A 21718-nucleotide genomic window follows, 5' to 3' on the forward strand; every position below is an offset into this window, starting at 1 on the left:
TCTACTTGAGCAGCGGTTTCAGCGCCGGCCAGACATTGTCGAGCAAGGTCGACTGCGCCTGTTCGTTGGGGTGCATGCGGTCGGCCTGGAACAGCGCCGGCTTGTCGGCCACATCCTTCAGAAAAAACGGCACCAGCGCCGTCTTGTTCTGCCTGGCTGCAGCGGGAAACAATTGCATGAATTTATTCGTATAGTCGGCGCCGTAATTCGGCGGGATCTGCATGCCGACCAGCAGCACCTTGGCCTTGGCGGCGCGCGACATGTCGATCAGCGCCTGCAGGTTGGCTTGCGTGGCTTCCAGTTGCAGGCCGCGCAGGGCGTCATTGGCGCCCAGCTCGATGATCACCACGTCCGGTGCATGTTTGCTCAGCAAGGCCGGCAGGCGCGTCTTGCCGCCGATGGTGGTTTCGCCGCTGATGCTGGCGTTGACGATGCTGGTATTGAGTTTTTCCTGTTGCAATCGTTTGTCGAGCAGCGCGACCCAGCCGCTGCCGCGCGCCAGGCCGTATTCGGCCGAAAGGCTGTCGCCGAGCACGAGCAGAGTTTTTGGTGCAGAATAGGCGCTCGCCGCCAGCATCAGCAGGGGCATCGCCAGCAGCGCTGCGAACAGGCGGCGCCATTGCCTTTGCCCGGCGTGTTTCATCCGTTGCCGCATCGCTGTCTTCCATCTTCCGATTACTCTGACGCCATTGCATTGGCCATTTGATTGCATGCCTGATTCCTCTGTTTCTTCTGCCGCCGTTGCAGCCATCGAAGTGGTCCATTTGTCCAAACGCGTCGCCGATGCCGCCGCTGCGGCCACTGCAGTGAGCAAGGCCGGCGAGCTGGCGATTTTGCGCGACGTCAATTTTAACGTGCGGGCCGGAACCACGCTGGCGATTGTCGGCGCTTCCGGTTCCGGCAAGTCGACCTTGCTGGGCTTGCTGGCGGGTCTGGACACGCCGTCGGAGGGCACCGTCAGGATCGACGGCGTCGATATCTTCGCCCTCGACGAGGACGGCCGTGCGGCGTTGCGCAAGCACAAGCTCGGCTTCGTGTTCCAGTCCTTCCAGTTGCTGGGCCATCTGAACGCTGTGGAAAACGTCATGCTGCCGCTGGAACTTCGCGGCGACGCCGATGCCCGCGGCAAGGCGGAGCGCATGCTGGCGCGCGTCGGATTGTCCAGTCGCCTCAAGCATTATCCGAAATACCTGTCCGGCGGCGAACAGCAGCGCGTGGCGCTGGCGCGCGCCTTTGTCACGGAACCGCCTTTGCTGCTGGCCGACGAGCCGACCGGCAGCCTCGACGCCGCCACCGGCGAAGCGGTGATCCAGTTGATGTTCGAACTGAACAAGGAGCGCGGCTCGACGCTGGTGCTGGTTACGCACGACCCGTCGATTGCCGCGCGCTGTGCCGAAACCGTCACGATCGCTGCGGGACGGTTGGTCTAGGCAATCAATTTGCGGGATGCGTTTTCGCTTGCACCGGCAGCGGATGCGCGCGCCGGTGTTCGACAAAGGCGATCCCCATGCCGCTGGCGCAAATGATGGCAATGCCGAGGATCGTGATCGCATCGGGAAATTGCTCGAACACCAGCCAGCCCATGAGCGTCGCCGAAATGATCTGGCTGTAGGAGAACGGCGTCAGCACTGACGCCTCGGTATGCCGGTAGGCGCTGTTGAGCAGGAAGTGGCCGATGGTGCTGGTGATGCCGGTGGACGCCAGAATCATCCACTCGACGGCATCCGGCGTGTGCGGCGACCAGAAGAAGGGCACCAGCAGGCTGCTCACGATCATTCCCACCAGGCCGCCATAGAACAAGGTCACCATGGGGTCATCGGCCTGGTTGGCTTTGCGGTTGAGAATGGAGACGAACGCATACACCGCCGCCGACAGCAGCCCCAGCGCCACGCCGTGTGCCGGAATGTCGCCGCCGGGGCGGATCACGATCAGCATGCCGGTAAATCCCACTGCCACCGCAATCCAGCGTGAAACATAGGTGGTTTCTCCCAGCAGCCAGGGCGACACCGCCAGCACGATCAACGGCGCGCAGAAATTCATCGCCGTGCCTTCGGCCAGCGGCACGATCTTGAGCACCGAAAAAAACAGCAGCGTCGACAGCAGCAGCATCAGCGCACGCGCCGCCTGCAGGCGCGGCCGCGTCGAATGCAGGATGCTCCTGCCGTTGCGCCGCTTGTACAGCGGCATCAACGTGGCCGCCATGAAGACGGTGTTGATGCTGTAGCGCATCCAGGCGATCATCACCACATGGTAGCCGGTCATGCCCAGCAATTTTCCCGCCGTGTCCAGCAAGGATAATGTCCACAAGCCCGAAATCAGGAAGAAGATGCCCAGCCAGAGTTTGGGATGGGCGGCTATGTTAGTGGACATGGTTAGTGGACATGATCAGCGGGCATGGTCTCTGATGATTTGATTCAAGAGGGCGCGCACGGCGGGAATCACTTCGCTGGCGGTCAGCCCGACCGGTCCGACGCCGAGGTCGACCAGTTGATCGGCCGCCTTGCCGTGCAGCCAGACCGCCGCCAGCGCCGCCTGCGTGGCCGGCCAGCCTTGCGTCAGCAAAGCGCCGCACAGGCCGGACAGGACGTCGCCGGTGCCGGCGGTGGACAGCGCCGGGTTGCCGGTGGTGTTGATGACGATGTCTCCATCGGGGAAGGCGATCACGGTGCCGGCGCCTTTGAGGATGGCGATGCTCTTGAAATGCCGCGCCAGCAGGCGCGCGGCTTGTGGGCGGTCATGCTGGATTTCGACGGTGGTGGTGTCGAGCAGGCGCGCCGCTTCGAGAGGATGCGGCGTGATGATGCTGGTGTGGTGGGCGCGGTTTTGCAGCCTGTGCTGCAAGCCGGGTTCGGCTGCGATCATGTTCAGCGCGTCGGCATCGACCACGATGCGGCCATGCGCATCCAGTGCCCGCGACAGCACGTCGTGGGCGTGGCGCGAGGTGCCCAGGCCGGGACCGACCACCACCGAGGCGGCGCCGAATTCGACCCGGTCGGCCTGGCGCATCATCAGTTCCGGATGCACGCTGTCATAGGCAGGGGCATCGTCGACGAAGGCGATGAAGACGCGGCCGCTGCCGGCATGCGCGGCCATGCGCGCGGCCAGCACCGGCGCGCCGCCCATGCCGTGGGCGCCGCCGACGACGATGACGTCGCCGTAGCTGCCTTTGTGCGTATTGCCTGCGCGCGGCTTCAGGGCTGAGCTGAATAAGGGCGGCTCATTGAGCCGCGCATGCGGCGCCGGCAAGTGTTTTTCGGGGATATCCAGATTGTCGATGGCGATGCTGCCGCTGAAATCCTGACCATCGCAGGTATGCATGCCGGGTTTGTCGCCGATGAAACTCAGCGTATGCGTGGCGCGCACCGCAACGCAGCCGGCGCCGCCTACGATGCTGCCGGTATCGGCGTTGAGTCCGCTGGCGATGTCGATGGCCAGCACCGGACAGGCCAGCGTGTTGACGTATTCGACGCAGGCGTGCAGTTTGCCGACGAGCGGACGGGTCTGGCCGATGCCGAACAGGCCGTCCACTACCAGCGACCAGCGGTGCGATGCCAGATGGCCGGGGTCGGCGATGTCGAGGAAGTCGACTTCCGAGGCGCGCGCGCGTTGCAGTGCTTTGCGGGCGTCGTCGGGTTGTTTGTGTTCATCGGCATGCAGGGCGACTGCGACATGCAGGTCGAATTGCGACAGGTAATGTGCGGCTTCCAGCGCATCGCCGCCATTGTTGCCGGGGCCGGCCAGGATCAAGATATGGGCTTCGTCTTCACCCGCCACCAGGCTCAGCGCATGCCGGGCGCAAGCTTCGCCGGCGCGTTGCATCAGGGTGTAGGGGGGCAGCTCTGCCTGGGCGGCATGTTCGATCTGGCGAATTTCAGCAATCGAATAAAGCGCACTCATAGATAATGCGGCCCGGTAAGGTCAAAAATGGCGATGCAGAGGGAACGAAAGAATGGTGCTGGCGGCACCATTCTATGTCAATTGAAAAAAATCCGCAGATATGAAAAGAGCGGACCTCCAGCGACGCCGCTCCGATGTTTCATTATGCGGCAGAGGGCGACAGCAACAAACCGTCGCTGTCGATTTCGGTCTCGCGACCCGCCATGGCGTCGGCCAGCAGTTTGGCCGAACCGACGGCGGCAGACCAGCCGTGGACGCCATGCCCGGTATTGATGAAGATGTTGCCGTGCGCGGTGCCGCCGACCAGCGGCATGCCGTTCGGCTGCAACGCGAACGTGCTGCTCCAGAAATTGGCGGTGTTGAAGTTGGCCGCGTTGGGATAATAGTCGTTGGCCACCTTCAGCAAGCTGGCGATGGCCTTGGTGTGCGGCAGGTCGGTCCGGGGCAGGAAACCGAGCAGGCCGGATACGCGGATACGGTTGCCGACGCGGGCGATGGCAACCTTGTAGGTTTCGTCGAACAAGGCGGTGCGAGGCGTTTCGTCGAGGTTCTTGATTGCCGCCATGGCGTTGTAGCTTTGCAGCGGGCATAGCGGCAGCGACACGCCCAGCGGCCTGAGCAAATGCATGTTCTGTATGCCCGCCGCCAGCACGACGCCGTCGACCGTCAGCGTCGAGTCGCCGGAAGCATCATCGACGCCGCGCACATCAATGGACACCCGGCCGCCGAACTCGGGACGGATTGACCTGACCGATTGGGAGAAATGGAACTGGACGCCGATCGACTGGGCGATTGCGCGCAGTTGCTTGACGAACAGCACGCAATTGCCGGCAGCGTCTTGCGGGTAGTACATGGCGCCGGCAATCGGCACAGCCGACTGGAAAGCCGGTTCGACCTGCTGGATGGCCTCCAGGCCTTTGAGATTGCGGCGCGGCAGTTCGAATTGCTGCAGGCTGTCTTCAATACCGGCGCAACGATCCGCATCGGCTTGCTGGCGGAACAGGTGGAGCAGGCCCTGGCTGTTTTCCTGCTCCAGCGCGTATTGCTCCTGCAGATGCAAGGCCAGCATCTGGCCATAGGCCGACAGCCGCGTCAGGCGCTGCTTGTGCAGGGAAAAATAATCCCGTTGTTCGCGGCGCGACTTGCGCACCCAGCGCCAGCGCGACGGATTGAAGCCCGACTTCACCAGGATGGGGGGATCATTCTTGAACAGGTTGGAAAACGCGGTCTTGATAATGCCAGGCAAGACCAGCGGTTGTACCGCGCAAGGGGCCAGCAGGCCGGAATTGCCGAATGTGGCTTCTTCGGCGACATTGGCCCGGCGTTCCAGCACGGCAACCTCGAAACCGGCGCGCGCCAGGAAATAGGCGGTGGTTACCCCCGACAGGCCGCCGCCGACAATGGCAATCTGCTTCAGTGTTTTGTTATGCGTCACTATTATCGTCACTAATTCAAGCGAGGCCGATGCTTCACCCCAGTAATTCGCCTCGTAATGCGGCCTGAATGATACCAAATCGACGCGGATGCCGAGCACACTGATGAATTCGTCCCCGGATTGGAAATTGAAGACAGGCGTTTCGTCATTTTTGGATTGTTGCGCTGTCATGAAGAACGGCAGGAACTCGGGCGGAAGTTTTTTCTCTGATGGGGGCTTGTTATTTCGGCCGTTGGCTGGTTAGATTGGCGCCAGCCGCGTCAACGCGGTTTGCCGGTGCGCCGGAACGAGCGTTTTGCTTCAATTTTTAAAAGGTGAACACCATGACAATGACCAAACGTTTTTCCGCATTTTTCTTTGCCCTGTTCGTGCTGGCCCTGGCCGGTTGTGGTTCGACTCCCCAGCAGACCAGCACGGGACAATTTATCGACGACTCCGTGATCACCACCAAGGTGAAAGCGGCGATCTTCGAAGAGCCGACCTTGAAGACGCTGCAAATCGGCGTTGAAACCTTCAAGGGCATCGTGCAGTTGAGCGGCTTCGTGAATTCCAGCGCAGCTTCCCTCAAAGCCGCCGAAGTCACGCGCAAGGTGGAGGGCGTCAAAGGCGTGAAGAACAGCCTGATCGTGAAGTAGGAGGAAATAGAAACCGGCAGGTTTCATCGGTATCGGCCCGGATCGGCGGCAACGCGATCCGGGCCGGTTTCATTTTGCGACGGCCGGCGCTTCATACCCGGCGGCCAGCGCATCGAAGCGCTCGCGCAGGAAGGCCAGCAAGGCCCGCACCGTCGGCGAGGCGCTGTTGCGATGCGGGTAGACCGCATTGAGCGGAATCTCTTCCTGGCAATAATCGTCCAGCAAGGTCGTCAGCCGTCCCGCGCGCACGTCGCTGCGCACGTCTATCCACGATTTGTAGGCAATGCCGACACCGGCCACGGCCCATTCGCGCGCGATGGCCGCATCGTCGGTCATGCGATCGCCTTGTACCTTGATGTCGATATGTTGCTTGCCATGCTGGAAGCGCCACTGGTTGAACAAGCCCTGCTTGAGATAGAACAGCAGGCAGTTATGGCGTAGCAGGTCGTCCGGCGTCTGCGGCACGCCGTGCCGCCCGAGATAGTCCGGCGAGGCCACCAACACGCGCCTGCCGTTGGTCAATTGCTGCGACACCAGCGACGAATCGCCGAGCTTGCCGGAACGGATGGCGACGTCGACCGCATCGCGGAACAGATCGGCCACGCGATCCGAAAACTGCATCGTGAATTTGACGTCGGGATGCCGCGCCTGAAACTCGTTGAGCCAGGGGAACAGCACGTTGCGTCCGATGTCGGACGGCATGGATAGCCGTATGTGTCCCTGGATCGCGTCCTTGCCGCTGCTGAGCAGGGTTTCGCCTTCCTGCAGCAAGGCCAGCGCGTCGCGGCAGTACTCCAGGAAAATCTCTCCTTCCGGCGTGAGCCGCATGCTGCGAGTCGAACGTGCAAACAGGCGCGTGTTGAGGCGCTGCTCCACGCGCTTCAGGCTGGCGCTGGCGGTAGCCGGGAGGATGCCGAGAATGCGTGCCGCCTGCGACAGGCTGCCGGTGTCGGCCGTGTGGATCAGCAATTGCAGGTCGGTGATGGCATACATGGCTTATTTTCAAATTTTATTTGTAAGTCATTCAATTTTAAGTCCATTTATCTGTTTTTGCGATGCGGTGATAATGCCTCATCTCCCGGACATTCCCGGGTGCTTGATAAAGGAGAAAGACCATGAAAGCAGTTGCCCTGAAGCGTTACCTGCCCATCGACAATCCCGAGTCCCTGATCGACGTCGAATTGCCGCGTCCGGTGCCGCAGGGCCGCGACCTGCTGGTGGCCGTCAAGGCGATTGCCGTCAACCCGGTCGACACCAAGGTGCGCGCGCCCAAGGACAAGATCGAAGACGCGCCGCGCGTGCTCGGCTGGGACGCCGCCGGCGTGGTGGAAGCGGTAGGGCCGGAGGTGACCGGTTTCAAGCCCGGCGACAAGGTGTTCTACGCCGGCGACATCACACGCCCCGGCAGCAACAGCGAATTCCAACTGGTCGACGAGCGCATCGTCGGCCATGCGCCGGCCTCGTTGTCGGTGGAAGAGGCCGCCGCTTTGCCGCTGACTGCCATTACCGCCTGGGAAGCCTTGTTCGAGCGCCTGCGCGTGCCGCGCAAAAGCCCTGTGGGCAAGCCCGCCAGCATCCTGATCATCGGCGGCGCCGGCGGCGTGGGCTCAATCGCGATCCAGTTGGCAACCAAGGTCGTCGGCCTGAACGTCATCGCCACCGCGTCGCGTCCGGAATCGGAAAAATGGGTGCGCGAACTGGGCGCGCAACAGGTGATCAACCATTTCGGCGACATTCCGGCGCAATTGAAGGCAATCGGTTTCGAGAATGTCGATCATGTCCTGATCCTCAACGACACCGACAAGCATTTCCCGGCCGCGGCCCAGGTCATTGCGCCGCAAGGCACGATCGCCACGATCGTCGAGAACAGCGGTCCGCTCGATGTTTCCCTGCTGAAAGCCAAGAGCGCCGGGTTCGTCTGGGAATTCATGTTCACGCGTTCGATGTTCCAGACGCCCGACATGGCGGAGCAGGGCAAGCTGCTCGATGACATCGCCCACCTGATCGACCAGGGCGTCATCAAGACCACGCTCAACAAGGTGTTGTCGCCGATCAACGCCGCCAATCTGCGTCAGGCCCATGCCGACCTGGAAGGCGGTCGCGTGATCGGCAAGATCGTGTTGAAAGACTTTTAACGCCGCATGCCGCCATTCCGGACCGCTTTACGGCCGGAATGGCGGTTTTCATGGGCTGGAACAGGGCGGGCAAGGTATAATCCGGGTTTTCGTATTTCCGGCGCACCCGCTGCGCGACGGATCACAATACGGCTCGATTCCACCGCCAAATCCTGACTTTCTGCCATGCTGATTCTGCCGGGCTCCAATGCCCTTTCCGCCTTCCGCACCCAACGTCTCTTGTCCCAACTGCAGTCCGTCGACGCCGCGATCACCGGCGTGACCGGACGCTATATCCACTTCATCGACGCCGTCGGCGACGTGTCGCAGGAAGACCAGGCGCGCCTCGACGGTTTGCTGACCTACGGTGAGCCGTTCAGCGGCGCGGCAGAGGGCGATGAATTCGTGGTGATTCCGCGTTTTGGCACCATTTCGCCTTGGGCCAGCAAGGCCACCGACATCGCCCGTAACTGCGGCATGGCGCACATTCATCGCATCGAGCGCGGCGTGGCTTATCACGTGCAAGTCAAAACCGGCCTGCTCGGCGGCGCCAAGAAACTGAGCGACGCCAGCCTGGGCGCAGTCGCTGCGCTGCTGTACGACCGCATGACCGAAATGGTCCTGCGCACGCCGCAGGAAGCGGCCGGCCTGTTCAGCGAGTTGCAAGCGCGGCCGCTGGAATTCATCGATCTACTGGCCGGCGGCAAGGCCGCGCTGGAAAACGCCAATGCCGAACTCGGCCTGGCGCTGTCGGAAGATGAAATCGACTACCTGCTCGACGCCTTCACGCGCGCCCGACGCAACCCGACCGACGTCGAACTGATGATGTTCGCGCAGGCCAACAGCGAACACTGCCGCCACAAGATTTTCAATGCCGACTGGACCATCGACGGCGAGAAGCAAGGCAAGTCGCTGTTCGGCATGATCCGCAACACGCATGAATTGCATCCGCAAGGCACAGTGGTCGCCTACAGCGACAACTCCTCGGTGATCGAAGGCGCCAACATTTCGCGCTTTTACCAGCGCGGCGCGGCCAAAGGCAACGTCTATGAGGCGTCCGAGGAGTTGACCCACATCCTGATGAAGGTCGAGACGCATAACCATCCGACCGCGATTTCACCTTTCCCGGGCGCGTCGACAGGTGCTGGCGGCGAGATCCGCGACGAAGGCGCGACCGGCCGCGGCGCCAAGCCGAAGGCGGGGTTGACCGGTTTCACCGTATCCAACCTGATGGTCACGCACGCCGTGCAGCCGTGGGAAAACGCCCGCGATGTCGCGCAGGCGCCGACGCAGCGCGATGCCCTGGCGCAGGCCGGCATCTATGGCAAGCCCGACCGCATCGCGTCGCCGCTGCAAATCATGATCGACGGTCCGCTCGGCGGCGCCGCGTTCAACAATGAATTCGGCCGTCCCAACCTAGGCGGCTATTTCCGCACCTACGAACAAAATGTCGGCGGCAACGTGCAGGGCTACCACAAGCCTATCATGATCGCCGGCGGCATCGGCAACATCAGCGCCAAGCACACCAGGAAGAACGACCTGCCGGTCGGCAGCCTGCTGATCCAGTTGGGCGGCCCGGGCATGCGCATCGGCATGGGCGGCAGCGCGGCGTCGTCGATGGCCACCGGCGCCAATACCGCCGATCTGGACTTCGACTCGGTGCAGCGCGGCAATCCGGAAATGGAGCGGCGCGCGCAGGAAGTCATCAATGCCTGCTGGACCATGGGCGATGACAATCCCATCCTGTCGATCCATGACGTTGGCGCCGGCGGCTTGTCGAATGCTTTCCCGGAAATCACCAACGACGCCAAGCGCGGCGCGATTTTCGACCTGCGCAAGATTCCGCTGGAAGAGAGCGGCCTGGCGCCCAAGGAAATCTGGAGCAACGAATCGCAGGAACGTTACGTGCTGGCCATCGCACCGGACCAGTTGCCGCTGTTCCGCTACCTGTGCGAGCGCGAGCGCTGCCTGTTCGCCGTGGTCGGCACCGCGACGGAAGAACGTCAACTGAAACTAGTCGATTCCGAGCACAGCAACAATCCGGTCGACATGCCGATGGACGTGCTGCTTGGCAAGCCGCCCAAGATGCACCGTGACGTCAAACACGTCGCCGTCGAGTTGCCGCCGGTCGACCTGACCGGCATGGATCTGGTCGAGGTGTCGCACCGCGTGCTGCGTTTGCCGACTGTGGCCGACAAATCCTTCCTGATCACCATCGGCGACCGCAGTGTCGGCGCCATGACCGTACGCGACCAGATGGTCGGCCCGTGGCAGGTGCCGGTGGCCGACTGCGCCGTCACCGCCATGAGCCTGGAAGGCTATCTGGGCGAAGCGATGGCGATGGGCGAGCGCACGCCGCTGGCTGTGATCGACGCCGCTGCCTCGGGCCGCATGGCTGTGGGCGAAGCGATCACCAACATTGCCGCCGCCGCGATCGACAAGATTTCCGACATCAAGCTGTCGGCCAACTGGATGGCGGCCTGCGGCCAGCCGGGCCAGGATGCCGCGCTGTTCGACACCGTCAAGGCCATCGGCATGGAATTGTGCCCGGCATTGGGCGTCTCCATCCCGGTCGGCAAGGATTCGCTGTCGATGCGTACAACCTGGAAGGATGACGATGGCGCCAAGGCGGTGACTTCGCCGGTATCGCTGATCGTCTCGTCGTTCGCGCCGGTGCAGGACGTGCGCCGCACGCTGACGCCGCAAATCCGCAAGGACCTGGGCGATACCGTGCTGATCGTCATCGACCTCGGCCGCGGCAAGAACCGCATGGGCGCCTCGGCGCTGACGCAGGTCATGCAGCAGATCGGCAACGAGACGCCGGACGTCGACAGCGCCGACGACCTGAAGGGCTTCTTCGCCGCGATCCAGCAATTGAACAAGGAAGGCCGACTGCTCGCTTACCATGATCGTTCCGATGGCGGCCTGTTCGCGACGCTGGCCGAAATGGCTTTCGCCGGTCGCAGCGGCCTGTCGATCAACCTCGATATCCTGACCATGGAAGGCGAGCATGCTTCCGATTGGGGCGATTCCAAGAACTGGGCGTCGCAAGTCGGCGAGCGCCGCAATGAAATGACGCTGCGCGCGCTGTTCAATGAAGAGTTGGGTGCGGTGATCCAGGTGCGCGCCGATCAGAAGTCGGAAGTCATGAACGTGCTGCGTTCGTACAACCTGGGCGCCTGCAGCCACATCATCGGCAAGCCGAACGACCGCGACGTGATCGAGTTCATGCGCGACGCCAAGAACATTTACAGCCAGCCGCGCAGCGCGTTGCATCGCCTGTGGAGCGAAACCAGTTGGCGCATCGCGCGCCTGCGCGACAATCCGGCCTGTGCCGACGCCGAATACGAACGTCTGCTCGATGCCGCCGATCCCGGCATCACGCCGAAGCTGAGCTTCGATCCGGATGAAGACGTCGCGGCGCCGTTCATCAGCATCGGAGCGCGTCCTCGCGTTGCCATCCTGCGCGAGCAGGGCGTCAATTCGCACGTGGAAACTGCGTATGTCATGCACAAGTCCGGCTTCGAGTCGGTCGACGTTCACATGAGCGACCTGATCGCCGGCCGCGCCAAACTGGATGATTTCAAGGGCCTGATCGCAGTGGGCGGCTTCTCTTACGGCGACGTGCTCGGCGCCGGTGAAGGCTGGGCCAAGACGATTCTGTTCAACGCCCAACTGGCAGAACAATTCTCGCGGTTCTTCCAGCGCCAGGACACGTTTTCGTTGGGCATCTGTAACGGCTGCCAGATGATGAGCAACCTCAAGTCCATCATCCCGGGCGCCGAAGCCTGGCCGAAATTCACGCGCAACAAGTCGGAGCAATTCGAAGCGCGCTTCTCGATGGTGGAAGTGCAGGAATCGCCGTCGATCTTCCTGCAAGGCATGGCGGGCACGCAGACGCCGATCGCCATTGCGCATGGCGAGGGCTTTGCCGATTTTTCGCTGACCGGCGATATCAGCAAGGTGCAGGTAGCGATGCGTTTTGTCGACAACAAGGGCGCGGTGACCGAAACCTATCCCTACAACCCGAACGGTTCGCCGCAAGGAATCACCTCGGTGACCACGCCGGACGGTCGTTTCAACGTGCTGATGCCGCACGCCGAGCGTGTGTTCCGCAGCGTGACGCAATCGTGGCATCCGGATGCCTGGGGCGAGGATTCGCCGTGGATGCGCATGTTCCGTAATGCGCGCAAGTGGGTGGGCTGATAGGCCTGACTGCGAAAGTCGAAGGCAATAAAAAAGCGCAGTTCCGGAAGGAGCTGCGCTTTTTGTTTTCCGGCGCTGTCTGACCTGAGCCGCAAGCTGTTGAGGCCGGCGGCGCGATTCAGGCCGGATCAGAAAATGTGACGGATACCGACGCCGACGGTGGTCACGTTGTTCTTGCCCGATGCCGAGTTGGTCAGCTCGTACACAGCCGCATCCCTGGCCTTGTTGTAGTCGATCGTGGTGTACAGTTGGGTACGCTTGGAGAGCGCATAGTCGGCCCAGCCAACCACGGCATAACGCTTGCCGTCGCCGACATTGCCCAGTGTGGTGTAAGACACATTCTTGCTCTTGTCATAGTAGAACGCGCCGGTCAGGGTCAGGGCACTGGTGGCCTTGTAGCTGCTGCCCAGGAAGAAGCCATTGTCCTTGCGTTGGTTGCCGGGAGTCGCTGCGACGGTCGACGCGGTGGTCCAGCCATTGCTGACATCGCTATCGGCAGCCATGTAAGCGCCGGTCAAGCCAGTCCTGTCCTTGATGTTGAACCAGCCGCCGAACACCTTGGCAGGACCGAAGTCATAGGAAGCCGACAGGTTCCAGACGGTGTCCTTGTAGCTGGAGTTGGCGGCGCTCACAGTTTGCTGGAAGCCGCCGCCGATCGCGAAGGCGCCGGCGGTATAGCGCAGGGCGCTGCTGAACTGGCTGCCCGTGCGCAGCGAACCGGCCTGCTCGCCAAAAGCCCAACTAATCGACGCCGACACCGGGCCGAAGTCATTGTCATAGCGCAGCATGTTGGGAGTGCGAATCAGAGTGCCGGCGGCCGGCAGCCAGGAGTTGCTTGCATAGTTGCCGACGGTCAGCGGGTCGAAGTGATCGGCCAGCAGATCGAACAGCGGGGTGTTCTGCCGACCCATACGAATCTTGCCCAAACTGCCTTGCAGGCCAACCCAGGATTGGCGGCCGAACAGTGAGCCGCCTTGCAGCATTGCACCGTTGTCGCTGCTGAAACCGTTTTCCAGTTGGAACATGGCTTTCAGGCCGCCGCCCAGATCTTCAGTGCCCTTGAAGCCGATACGGCTGTTGGCAATGGCGCCGTTATCCACGCGGACGTTGCTGTTGCCTTGGGCATTGGCGTTGCTGAGGTAGTGGATGCTGGTGTCGACGATGCCGTAGACGGTGACGTTGGACTGAGCAAAAGCACTGGTGCCGGTCAGACCTGCGATAGCCAGGGCCAAGTAAGTTTTTTTCATGTGTCTCTCCTGAAACTTGCTATTTGTTATGGATCGCTGGAGGCACGAACGGTATCGTGTAACGCCGGGTCTCCTGCTTCGTCGCCGCGCTTGCTCTTGAATGTTGGTGCGCGGCGTCGCTCCGATAGGAACAAGGCGCAAGGATATCAGGAGAGATTTCGAGTGAGAAATGAATTAACGGACGACTGTGCTCTTTGTCGTTTTTCGGTAAATGCGTAAATTATTTTCGTCAGACTTATTGACTGGTATGCGTGTTTCGCGCAGGGAAGTGAATTTTTTTGGTATTTTTACGCATGAACAACTGATTTTTGCACAAATAAAAAAATAAGCCGTCAAAATTAAAAAAACGCCTAAACCGTTCCCGGTAGTAGGCGTTTTTTCAACCTGCGGGGACCGCAAATGCGGTTCCCGCAGCGATCCGGATTACTGGACCTTGGCTTTCTTGCGCAGTTCTTCCTGATAAGCCTGCAGTTTCTTCTGTTGCAGGGCTTCGGCGATTTGCGGCTTTACTTCTTCCAGGGTAGGGACCTTGGCCGGACGCGTGTCTTCCAGCTTGATCACGTGGTAGCCGAACTGGGTCTTGACCGGCGTTTCGGTGATTTCGCCTTTTTTCAGGGCGACCATGGCGTCGGAGAACGGTTTCACGAACGAAGCAGGCGTCGCCCAGTCCAGGTCGCCGCCATTGGCAGCCGAGCCGGTGTCCTTGGATTGCTTGGCCAAGTCTTCAAACTTGGTGCCGGCCTTCAGCTTGGCGATGATGGCTTTGGCGTCTTCTTCCTTGTCGACCAGGATATGGCGGGCATGGTATTCCTTGTCGCCGGCCTGGGCCTTGAACTTGTCGTATTCAGCCTGGATATCTGCATCGGCAACCGGATGCTTCTTCAGGTAGTCGCCGATCAGGGCGCGGATGACGATGGACTGGCGCGCCAGTTCCAGTTGGTTCTTGACGTCGGCGTTGTTGCTCAGGCCTTGCTTGTCGGCTTCCTGCATCAGGATTTCGCGATTGATCAGTTCTTCCTTGACGGCGCCGCGCAGTTGCGGGCTGTCCGGCTGGCCTTGTGCCGTCATTTGCTTGACCATGACGTCGGCGCGCGACGATGGAATAGCTTTGCCGTTTACGACGGCCAGATTTTGCGCCATGACTGGCAAAGCAGCGGTTGCAAACAGCAGCACCAGCAAACGAGCGGGTTTGAATGTCATTATTGAATCCTAAAAAATGGAGGTAATAAGTCGAGAAATGAGAATTGTAGAGGAGGAATAGTCTTGTTAGTTCGCTATTTCAGATGGTGCGATGGCGATGATGGCCAGTGCGTGTATATCCTTGTGCATCATATCAGCCAGGCAATCATACACCAGCCGATGGCGAATTAAACGGTTTTTCCCCTCAAAAACGGCGGAAACCAGGCGAATCCGATAGTGCCCGCCGCCCGACGCCGCGCCCGCGTGACCGGCATGCAAGGCCGACTCATCCTCGACTTGACACTCGTCGGGCGAGAAAGTTGCAAGCAGGCGTTCGCGGATGACGTCGGGACGCACGCTCATTCGGCGTCTTTCATGTATTTCGACAGGAACAGGCTCTGGGCGATGATGAAAGCGAACATCAGTCCCATGGTGCCGAACAGTTTGAAGTTGACCCAGATGTCGATGGCGTAATTGAACGCCACATACAGGTTAAGCAGACCCATCAGCACAAAGAAAATGGTCCATGCCAGGTTGAGCCTGCCCCATACCGGTTCCGGCAAGGAAACTTGCTTTTCCATCATCACCCGGATCAGGTTTTTCTTCATGAACAATTGACTGATCACCAATGCCGCGCCGAAGCACCAGTAAAGGATGGTCGGCTTCCACTTGATGAAGGTGTCGTCGCGGAAATAAATGGTCGCGCCGCCAAATACGACAATGATGGCCAGCGACACCCACAGCATGCCGTCGACCTTCTTGCGGCGCGCCAGCAGGTAGCCGATCTGCGCCACCGAAGCGACGATGGCGACCGCCGTGGCCAGCAGTATGGGCGCCTGTGAGGCCGCGACGGCGCTGCCGGACATGAAGCCCGACAAGTATTGCGCCACCAGGCCCTGCGCGGCGTCGGCATGACCTTCACCCCATTTGAAAACGCCGAAAAAGAGGATGACGGGAAAGAGGTCAAACAAAAACTTCATCTGTTAAGTCTTTTCAATGAGATTGCACAGGCAATCAGGTTGTCGGATCAAATCGCAGCGATGCCGAATTGATGCAATAGCGCAAGCCGGTCGGCGGCGGGCCGTCGGGGAAGACATGGCCCAGGTGCGCGTCGCAGACGTTGCAGATAATTTCGGTACGAATCATGCCATAACTCTTGTCGACTTTCTCGCATACGTTATCGGGATTGAGCGCCGTAAAATAGCTGGGCCAGCCGCAGCCGGAGTCGAATTTGGCGTCGGAGGCAAACAATGGCGTGTTGCAGCAGACGCAGGTATAGATGCCGGCTTCATGATGATCCCAGAATTTCCCCGTGAAAGCGCGCTCGGTGGCGGCGTGGCGGGTTACCTGATATTCCGTCGGGTCCAGTTGGGCACGCCATTCGGCGTCGGTTTTTTGGACTTTTGCAGTCATGCTAGCGCTCCGTGGTTGATGTCAAAAATGGTGTCTGGATGACGCCTGGTCGTTCCGCAGAACAGGAACAACGGGAATCTTACGCCTATGAAGAGCAACTGACTTCAAGATGGCCGGCCCAGTCGGGCGGCAGGTCGGCGTATTTGTCGTGCTCCGGTTGTTCGTCGAAAGGGCGGCGCAGGATGTGCTGCAACTTGGCGATTTCGGAGAAATCCTTTTGCTGCGCCTTGTCGATGGCGACTTGCGCCAGGTAATTTCGTAGCACGTATTTGGGGTTGGTCGCGTCCATTGCAAGTTTCCTGGCGGCATCCGCGCTATTTTCATGGCGCAGGCGGGCTCGATACTGCTGCGCCCAGGCGTCGAACGCCGCACGTTCGATGAACAGGTCGCGCAACGGCTCGTCGCCGGCGTTGCTTTCCACCCGAAGATCGCCGAGGCGGCGGAAGAACAGCGTGAAGTCGACATGGCCGGCCTGCAGGATGGCGAACATTGCCTCGAACAGCTTGTCGTCGTCCGGCTGGCGCGTCGTCAGGCCGAGCTTGGCGTGCAGCAAGGCATCGTTTTTCGCGGCGAAGTCGGCGTCGTAAGACGCCAGCGCCGCTTCGGTGTCTTCCACGCTGCCGATCAGCGGCAGCAACGCCTGGCCGAGCGCGAAGCAGTTCCATTGGCCGATGCGCGGCTGCATCTGGTAGGAATAGCGGCCTTGCTGGTCGGTGTGGTTGCAGATGTGGCGGGCGTCGAAGGCTTCCATGAAACCGAACGGACCGTAATCCAGCGTCAGCCCGAGGATGGACATGTTGTCGGTGTTCATCACGCCGTGCATGAAGCCGACCGCCTGCCATTGCGCCATCAGGTGCGCGGTGCGTCGGGTGACTTCGGCCAGCAGCGAGCGATAGGGGTTGTCTTCGCCGAGCAGTTCCGGGTAGAAATTGGCGATCACATTGTCGGCCAGCAGCTTCAATTCATCGTGACGCTTGTTGTAATACCAGTGCTCGAACGAGCCGAAGCGGATGAAGCTGGGCGACATGCGCGTCGCCACCGCCGCGGTCTCCACGGTTTCGCGCCGGACCTGCGCGTCGGAGCCGGTCACGCACAGTGCGCGCGTGGTGGGAATGCCCAATGCCGCCATCGCCTCCGAACACAGGAATTCGCGGATCGAAGAGCGCAGCACCGCGCGGCCGTCGCCCATGCGCGAATAGGGCGTCAGTCCGGCGCCCTTGAGTTGCAGTTCCAAGCGGCTGCCGTCGCGCGCAGGCAGGTCGCCCAGCAGGATGGCACGGCCGTCGCCGAGCTGGCCGGCCCAGACGCCGAATTGATGGCCGGAATACACTGCCGCCAGCGGTTTCGATTGTTGCGCAATGGCGTTGCCGGTAAAGATGTCGATGAACGCGTCGCTGTCCGCCACCGCCGGATCGAGCCCGATCAGCGCCGCGGCATCGGCGCTGACGCCCACCAGATACGGATGCGGCAACGGCGTCGGTTGCAGACGGGTGAAGAACGCCGGCGGCAATGTCGCGAAGGCGTTGGCAAACGGCAAAGAGGCAGCATCGGTATGGTCGCCGGAACCGCTGAAGGGGGCTGGTGCATTCATGGGCTGTACGCGCGTCGCGCGGAAGATAGGCAACTAAGGCAACTGCAAAACGCCATTTTGACAGAGATGCGGGGATTCCACCTGAGCAAGCTGCGTTTCCCGACAAGATATGAGACCATCCGGCAAAACATCGACAAGCTCAATCATGAAAAACATCCATCGCCTCAGACATTGCGTGCTGCTCCTGACAGCGTTTCTTTGCATCGCCGTTGGCGCCGCAGCGGCCGGCACGCCGCCGTATGCGCCGGTGAAGGAACGCGTCTGCACCGACTGCAAGATCACCGCGCCGGCCGAGATGATCCCGTCGCGCGGCGTGGTGCTTTCCAACGGCAGTTTCAGCACGCCGCTCGGTTATTGGGAAGCGGTCGACATCGACAGTCGCAGGATGACGCGCTTCATCACGCAGATCAATCCATCCACGCACAAGCTCGCCATCGCGCAAAGCCGTTCGGTCGATTTGAGCGAGGAAGATGTGGCGGCGATCGTCGCGCTGGCCAATGCGGTCTGGCGTTTTCCGCAGAAACTGCCCGCCGCGGCGGCAACGGACGTGGTGTGGGGCGTCGACCTGTTCGACGGCGGCGCGACCAGGAAAGAGTCCGGCATGGGCGTGTTGCAAGGGGAAGGCGCCGATCTGAAGAACGGACTTGAGCAAATCTGGAAGCGTCTGGCGCGTTGACCCTGGCCTGTAACCCGGCGTTCGGCGTCATCTCCCGGTAACAATGCAGGACTAAGTTGGCATGGCGGGTTTGCCGCCCGGCCGGCGGATGGCGGCACATCTTGCGGTGATTCCTTCATGCCGGACCGAGGAGATGCAGATGCAGAATGCGGTGGCGTTTGCCGACAACGACGTGGTTGTGATTGCCTGGAGTTACGGCCGCAAGCTGGCCGGTTGCATGGGATTCGCGGTGTATCGCATCGACGCCGCCGGCAAGGAAACGCCGCTGCCGTCGATGGCGGTGTTTCCGAAGATGAAGCGTTTTCCGGCGCAGACCACAGAACAATTCCCGGTCCAGAAGTTCTACTGGAAAGATCCTTATGCCCGCCTGATCGCCGATGGCGGCAAGGATGGCGTCGACAACCGTACGTTCCGCTACAAGATCGTGCCGCTGGAAGGCGCGCCGGGAAAACTGCGGCCGATGCGTGTCGGTTTCGCCATTTCCAACGCAGTGACGCTGACGCCGCAAGTCGCGCCGGATCTGCGCGCCTATTTCAATCGCGGGCTGATCTCGACGCAGCGCGTGTCGCGCGCGATGGACGGTCGTCCCGACAAAGACAGTTTGCTGGCCATGGTCGCGCAGGCCGGCAGCGCTGTGCGCAAGAGTCTGGCCGGCGACATGCTGGATGCGCTGCTGGATTTCGTCGGCCGCGTCAGCCAAGGAGGCGCCCTGTACGCCGCCTTGTATGAGCTCGGGGACGACGAGCTGATTTCCGCCCTGGAAGGCGCCGGCAAGAAATTGCACCTGATCCTTTCCAACCCCAAGGCCGGCGACAAGCAGAGCGCCAGCGGCGTCACCGACGGCAATCAGGCCTCGCGCCAACGCCTGCGCAAGACGGCCGGCACGCTGATCGATCGCATGGCGCCGGACAACCATATCGCACACAACAAATTCCTCGTCTACGTCGACGCCAAGGGCAAACCGCGCGCGGTGCTGTTCGGTTCGACCAACTGGACGTCGACCGGTTTATGCACGCAGACCAACAACAGCATCGTCTCCGACGATGCGGCGCTGGCCGGACGTTATCTCGATTACTGGAAGCAATTGGCGAAGGACACCGAAGCCGCCGGCGGCAAGGCGAAATCCTTGCAGGGAGCGCAATTGCGGGCCTGGGATACCAAACCGAAGTCGTTCAAGCAGGATGGCGGTGCGACGGTTGCAAGCTGGTTTTCTCCCAATACGGCCAAGCCGCGCGGACGCTCGCGCGCCGATGAGCCGCGTCCGCCCGACATGGAAGCGCTGGCGGCATTGATCGCCGGCGCGCAGCACGCGGTACTGTTCCTGGCGTTTTATCCGGGCACGCCGAGCATCGTGAACTGGGTGGCGCAAGCGCAGAAAGCCAACAAGGCCCTGTTCGTGCGCGGCTGTGTGACCAATCCATCGACGGCGGCGGGTTTCCTGTACGAGTTGCAAGGCGTCGAGCCGCCCAAGCGCAAGAAGGGCGATCCGCCGGGCAAGCAGGATCCGCGAGTGATCTCGGCCAAGGCGCTGACCTCGGTGATTCCGTCCGGCTGGCAAAAGGAAATCCTGTCCGCCGGCTTTGCCGTCACGCACGACAAGATCGTCGTCATCGATCCGTTCTCGGAAAACTGCACGGTGGTCACCGGCAGCCACAATCTCGGCTACAAGGCGTCTTACGACAATGACGACAACCTCGCGATCTTCACCGGCCAGCGGGCGTTGGCGCAGGCTTACGTAACCCATGTGCTGGATATCTACGACCATTTCTCGTGGCGCTGGATGGTGCAGGAAAAAGGCGCAAAGGCCGCCGACACCATGCTGAGCCTGACGCCGGACGAATGGCAAAGCAAGTACTTCGACGACAACGGCGAAATCCGTTCGGCGCAGTTGAAGTTCTGGCTGGGGGCGGTGCCGGACTGATGTCCGGCACGGGAGAGCTTGCGCCCGGCAGGCGATGCCGGGCGCGGCAAGGCGGATTACTTGTTGACCAGCTTGGCTGGCACCGCCAGCGTCAATATGCCGCCCAAGAACAGCGACGCCGCCAGCACATACATCCCGCTATTGGTGCTTTGGGTAACGTCCTTGAGCCAGCCGACCACGTAAGGGCTGACAAAACCCGCCAGGTTGCCCAGCGAATTGATCAGCGCAATGCCTGCGGCCGCAGCCGTGCCGCTCAGGAAGGCGGTCGGCAGGCTCCAGAACAGCGGCAGCGTGGTCAGGATGCCGACCGCAGCCAGCGTCAGCGAAGCCATCGCCAGCAAGGTGTTGTGGTCGTACACGGTGCTGAACAGCAGGCCGACGCAGCCGAGGAAGGCCGGAATCGCCACGTGCCAGCGCCGTTCGCGTTGCTGGTCGGCGCTGCGGCCGATCATGATCATGGCGACCGCGGCAACGGCATACGGAATCGCGGTCAGCAAGCCGATGTTGAGCGGATCGGTGACCCCGGTGGTCTTGATGATGGTGGGCAGCCAGAAGCTCACGCCATATAGGCCCATCACGAAGCAGAAGTAGATCAGCGCGCTCAGCCACACCTTGCCGTCGGCGAACATCTGGCCGATGGAAATGGGTTCCTTGCCGGTTTCCTCTTCCTTGATCTGGCTTTCCAGAAGGCGCTTTTCATCCTCGTTGAGCCAGCCGGCATCGCGGATGCGATCCTTGAGGTAAAAGATCACGACCACGCCGAGGACTATCGACGGAATCGCTTCCAGGATGAACATCCACTGCCAGCCGGCCAGGCCGTGGACGCCCGGGAATGCATGCATGATCCAGCCCGACAGCGGGCCGCCGATCACGCCCGAGATGGCGATGCCGGTCATGAACAGCGCGGTGATCTTGCCGCGCCGATGCGACGGGTACCAGTACGTCAGGTACAGGATCACGCCGGGGAAGAAGCCGGCTTCGGCCACGCCCAGCAGGAAGCGCATGACGTAGAACATCTCCGGCGTGGTCACGTAGATCATGGCGCCGGAGATGATGCCCCAGGTGATCATGATGCGGGCGATCCACAGGCGCGCGCCCACCTTGTGCAGGATGACGTTGCTGGGCACTTCGAAGATGAAGTAACCGATGAAGAAAATGCCGGCGCCGAGACCGTAGATGGTTTCGCTGAACTTCAGGTCCTGCAGCATCTGCAGCTTGGCGAAACCGACATTGACGCGGTCGAGGTAAGAGGCGACATAACAGAGGAACAGAAGCGGAAGCAGGCGCCAGGTGACCTTGGCGAAGGTGGCTTCTTCAAACGACAGATTGCTGCCGGGCGACGCGGCAATGCCTTGTGCTGGGGTATACGACATGTCTCACTCCATACGTATTGAACAATTTGAT

18 protein-coding genes are annotated in these 21718 nt (G+C 61.3%); 6 read left to right on the forward strand and 12 right to left on the reverse strand.

Going from position 1 to position 21718, the window contains the following annotated elements; genetic code table 11:
* Nucleotide 1: 1 nt before the first annotated feature.
* Nucleotides 2–655: an arylesterase gene (locus RV1423_RS02070; protein WP_373419942.1), complete on the reverse strand. Its 654-nt coding sequence runs from the start codon at nucleotides 653–655 to the stop codon at nucleotides 2–4.
* A gap of 55 nt (nucleotides 656–710) precedes the next feature.
* Here RV1423_RS02070 and RV1423_RS02075 point away from each other — a divergent pair, with 55 nt between their 5' ends.
* Nucleotides 711–1430, forward strand: a complete 720-nt coding sequence (locus RV1423_RS02075; RefSeq protein ID WP_034292627.1) for an ABC transporter ATP-binding protein — start codon at nucleotides 711–713, stop codon at nucleotides 1428–1430.
* Nucleotides 1431–1434: 4 nt separating this feature from the next.
* Here the strand turns inward: RV1423_RS02075 and RV1423_RS02080 are convergent, their stop codons facing one another.
* The 3 genes from RV1423_RS02080 to RV1423_RS02090 form a co-directional block, all read right to left on the reverse strand.
* Entirely contained in the window at nucleotides 1435–2370 is a 936-nt protein-coding gene (locus tag RV1423_RS02080; RefSeq protein ID WP_034292629.1) for a DMT family transporter, read from the reverse strand.
* A 15-nt stretch (nucleotides 2371–2385) separates the two neighbouring features.
* Nucleotides 2386–3897, reverse strand: a complete 1512-nt coding sequence (locus tag RV1423_RS02085; protein WP_034292631.1) for a bifunctional ADP-dependent NAD(P)H-hydrate dehydratase/NAD(P)H-hydrate epimerase — start codon at nucleotides 3895–3897, stop codon at nucleotides 2386–2388.
* A gap of 142 nt (nucleotides 3898–4039) precedes the next feature.
* The gene (locus RV1423_RS02090; RefSeq protein ID WP_081768644.1) at nucleotides 4040–5503 is read right to left on the reverse strand and encodes an FAD-dependent oxidoreductase; all 1464 of its coding nucleotides are present in this window, start codon (nucleotides 5501–5503) and stop codon (nucleotides 4040–4042) included.
* Nucleotides 5504–5655: 152 nt separating this feature from the next.
* On the opposite strand from RV1423_RS02090, the gene RV1423_RS02095 reads away from it, so the two are divergent.
* Complete coding sequence (locus tag RV1423_RS02095; protein ID WP_034292633.1) at nucleotides 5656–5967, forward strand: BON domain-containing protein; 312 nt, start codon at nucleotides 5656–5658, stop codon at nucleotides 5965–5967.
* 69 nt (nucleotides 5968–6036) lie between these two features.
* On the opposite strand, the gene RV1423_RS02100 is transcribed toward RV1423_RS02095, so the two are convergent.
* Nucleotides 6037–6960, reverse strand: coding sequence for a LysR family transcriptional regulator (locus RV1423_RS02100; RefSeq protein ID WP_034292636.1), 924 nt, complete (start codon nucleotides 6958–6960; stop codon nucleotides 6037–6039).
* A gap of 122 nt (nucleotides 6961–7082) precedes the next feature.
* Here RV1423_RS02100 and RV1423_RS02105 point away from each other — a divergent pair, with 122 nt between their 5' ends.
* Complete coding sequence (locus RV1423_RS02105) at nucleotides 7083–8102, forward strand: zinc-binding alcohol dehydrogenase family protein (protein WP_034292638.1); 1020 nt, start codon at nucleotides 7083–7085, stop codon at nucleotides 8100–8102.
* 165 nt (nucleotides 8103–8267) lie between these two features.
* Entirely contained in the window at nucleotides 8268–12287 is a 4020-nt protein-coding gene (gene purL / locus RV1423_RS02110; RefSeq protein ID WP_034292640.1) for a phosphoribosylformylglycinamidine synthase, read from the forward strand.
* 128 nt (nucleotides 12288–12415) lie between these two features.
* Here purL and RV1423_RS02115 read toward each other — a convergent pair whose 3' ends face one another.
* The 6 genes from RV1423_RS02115 to RV1423_RS02140 all read right to left on the reverse strand — a co-directional run bounded on the left by RV1423_RS02115 (nucleotide 12416) and on the right by RV1423_RS02140 (nucleotide 17717).
* The gene (locus RV1423_RS02115; protein ID WP_034292643.1) at nucleotides 12416–13534 is read right to left on the reverse strand and encodes a porin; all 1119 of its coding nucleotides are present in this window, start codon (nucleotides 13532–13534) and stop codon (nucleotides 12416–12418) included.
* Between the two features lie 423 nt (nucleotides 13535–13957).
* Nucleotides 13958–14734: a peptidylprolyl isomerase gene (locus RV1423_RS02120; protein WP_034292645.1), complete on the reverse strand. Its 777-nt coding sequence runs from the start codon at nucleotides 14732–14734 to the stop codon at nucleotides 13958–13960.
* A gap of 66 nt (nucleotides 14735–14800) precedes the next feature.
* Entirely contained in the window at nucleotides 14801–15076 is a 276-nt protein-coding gene (locus RV1423_RS02125) for a BolA family transcriptional regulator (RefSeq protein WP_034292647.1), read from the reverse strand.
* A complete protein-coding gene (locus RV1423_RS02130) occupies nucleotides 15073–15693 on the reverse strand; it encodes a septation protein A (protein ID WP_034292650.1) in 621 nt (206 codons plus the stop codon). Before RV1423_RS02130 ends, RV1423_RS02125 begins: the two co-directional genes overlap by 4 nt.
* 34 nt (nucleotides 15694–15727) lie before the next feature.
* Nucleotides 15728–16126 (reverse strand): peptide-methionine (R)-S-oxide reductase MsrB, encoded by a 399-nt coding sequence (gene msrB, locus RV1423_RS02135; RefSeq protein WP_034292653.1) that lies wholly within the window; start codon nucleotides 16124–16126, stop codon nucleotides 15728–15730.
* A gap of 85 nt (nucleotides 16127–16211) precedes the next feature.
* Nucleotides 16212–17717 (reverse strand): YdiU family protein, encoded by a 1506-nt coding sequence (locus tag RV1423_RS02140; protein ID WP_034292655.1) that lies wholly within the window; start codon nucleotides 17715–17717, stop codon nucleotides 16212–16214.
* Between the two features lie 145 nt (nucleotides 17718–17862).
* Between RV1423_RS02140 and RV1423_RS02145 the strand changes: the two genes are divergently transcribed.
* Together RV1423_RS02145 and RV1423_RS02150 are read left to right on the forward strand one after the other, a co-directional pair.
* Nucleotides 17863–18393 (forward strand): hypothetical protein, encoded by a 531-nt coding sequence (locus RV1423_RS02145; RefSeq protein ID WP_231502018.1) that lies wholly within the window; start codon nucleotides 17863–17865, stop codon nucleotides 18391–18393.
* Between the two features lie 133 nt (nucleotides 18394–18526).
* Nucleotides 18527–20314, forward strand: a complete 1788-nt coding sequence (locus tag RV1423_RS02150; protein ID WP_231502019.1) for a phospholipase D-like domain-containing protein — start codon at nucleotides 18527–18529, stop codon at nucleotides 20312–20314.
* A 56-nt stretch (nucleotides 20315–20370) separates the two neighbouring features.
* Here the strand turns inward: RV1423_RS02150 and RV1423_RS02155 are convergent, their stop codons facing one another.
* Complete coding sequence (locus RV1423_RS02155) at nucleotides 20371–21687, reverse strand: MFS transporter (RefSeq protein ID WP_034292659.1); 1317 nt, start codon at nucleotides 21685–21687, stop codon at nucleotides 20371–20373.
* Nucleotides 21688–21718 lie beyond the last annotated feature (31 nt).

The sequence above is a fragment of the Herbaspirillum sp. RV1423 genome (assembly GCF_000577615.1).
GTDB lineage: Bacteria > Pseudomonadota > Gammaproteobacteria > Burkholderiales > Burkholderiaceae_D > Herbaspirillum.

Coding starts and splice junctions, on each gene's coding strand:
- RV1423_RS02070 (WP_373419942.1), bottom strand. CDS start 655: ATGCGGCAACGGATGAAACACGCCGGGCAAAGGCAATGGCGCCGCCTG.
- RV1423_RS02075 (WP_034292627.1), top strand. CDS start 711: ATGCCTGATTCCTCTGTTTCTTCTGCCGCCGTTGCAGCCATCGAAGTG.
- RV1423_RS02080 (WP_034292629.1), bottom strand. CDS start 2,370: ATGTCCACTAACATAGCCGCCCATCCCAAACTCTGGCTGGGCATCTTC.
- RV1423_RS02085 (WP_034292631.1), bottom strand. CDS start 3,897: ATGAGTGCGCTTTATTCGATTGCTGAAATTCGCCAGATCGAACATGCC.
- RV1423_RS02090 (WP_081768644.1), bottom strand. CDS start 5,503: ATGACAGCGCAACAATCCAAAAATGACGAAACGCCTGTCTTCAATTTC.
- RV1423_RS02095 (WP_034292633.1), top strand. CDS start 5,656: ATGACAATGACCAAACGTTTTTCCGCATTTTTCTTTGCCCTGTTCGTG.
- RV1423_RS02100 (WP_034292636.1), bottom strand. CDS start 6,960: ATGTATGCCATCACCGACCTGCAATTGCTGATCCACACGGCCGACACC.
- RV1423_RS02105 (WP_034292638.1), top strand. CDS start 7,083: ATGAAAGCAGTTGCCCTGAAGCGTTACCTGCCCATCGACAATCCCGAG.
- purL (WP_034292640.1), top strand. CDS start 8,268: ATGCTGATTCTGCCGGGCTCCAATGCCCTTTCCGCCTTCCGCACCCAA.
- RV1423_RS02115 (WP_034292643.1), bottom strand. CDS start 13,534: ATGAAAAAAACTTACTTGGCCCTGGCTATCGCAGGTCTGACCGGCACC.
- RV1423_RS02120 (WP_034292645.1), bottom strand. CDS start 14,734: ATGACATTCAAACCCGCTCGTTTGCTGGTGCTGCTGTTTGCAACCGCT.
- RV1423_RS02125 (WP_034292647.1), bottom strand. CDS start 15,076: ATGAGCGTGCGTCCCGACGTCATCCGCGAACGCCTGCTTGCAACTTTC.
- RV1423_RS02130 (WP_034292650.1), bottom strand. CDS start 15,693: ATGAAGTTTTTGTTTGACCTCTTTCCCGTCATCCTCTTTTTCGGCGTT.
- msrB (WP_034292653.1), bottom strand. CDS start 16,126: ATGACTGCAAAAGTCCAAAAAACCGACGCCGAATGGCGTGCCCAACTG.
- RV1423_RS02140 (WP_034292655.1), bottom strand. CDS start 17,717: ATGAATGCACCAGCCCCCTTCAGCGGTTCCGGCGACCATACCGATGCT.
- RV1423_RS02145 (WP_231502018.1), top strand. CDS start 17,863: ATGAAAAACATCCATCGCCTCAGACATTGCGTGCTGCTCCTGACAGCG.
- RV1423_RS02150 (WP_231502019.1), top strand. CDS start 18,527: ATGCAGATGCAGAATGCGGTGGCGTTTGCCGACAACGACGTGGTTGTG.
- RV1423_RS02155 (WP_034292659.1), bottom strand. CDS start 21,687: ATGTCGTATACCCCAGCACAAGGCATTGCCGCGTCGCCCGGCAGCAAT.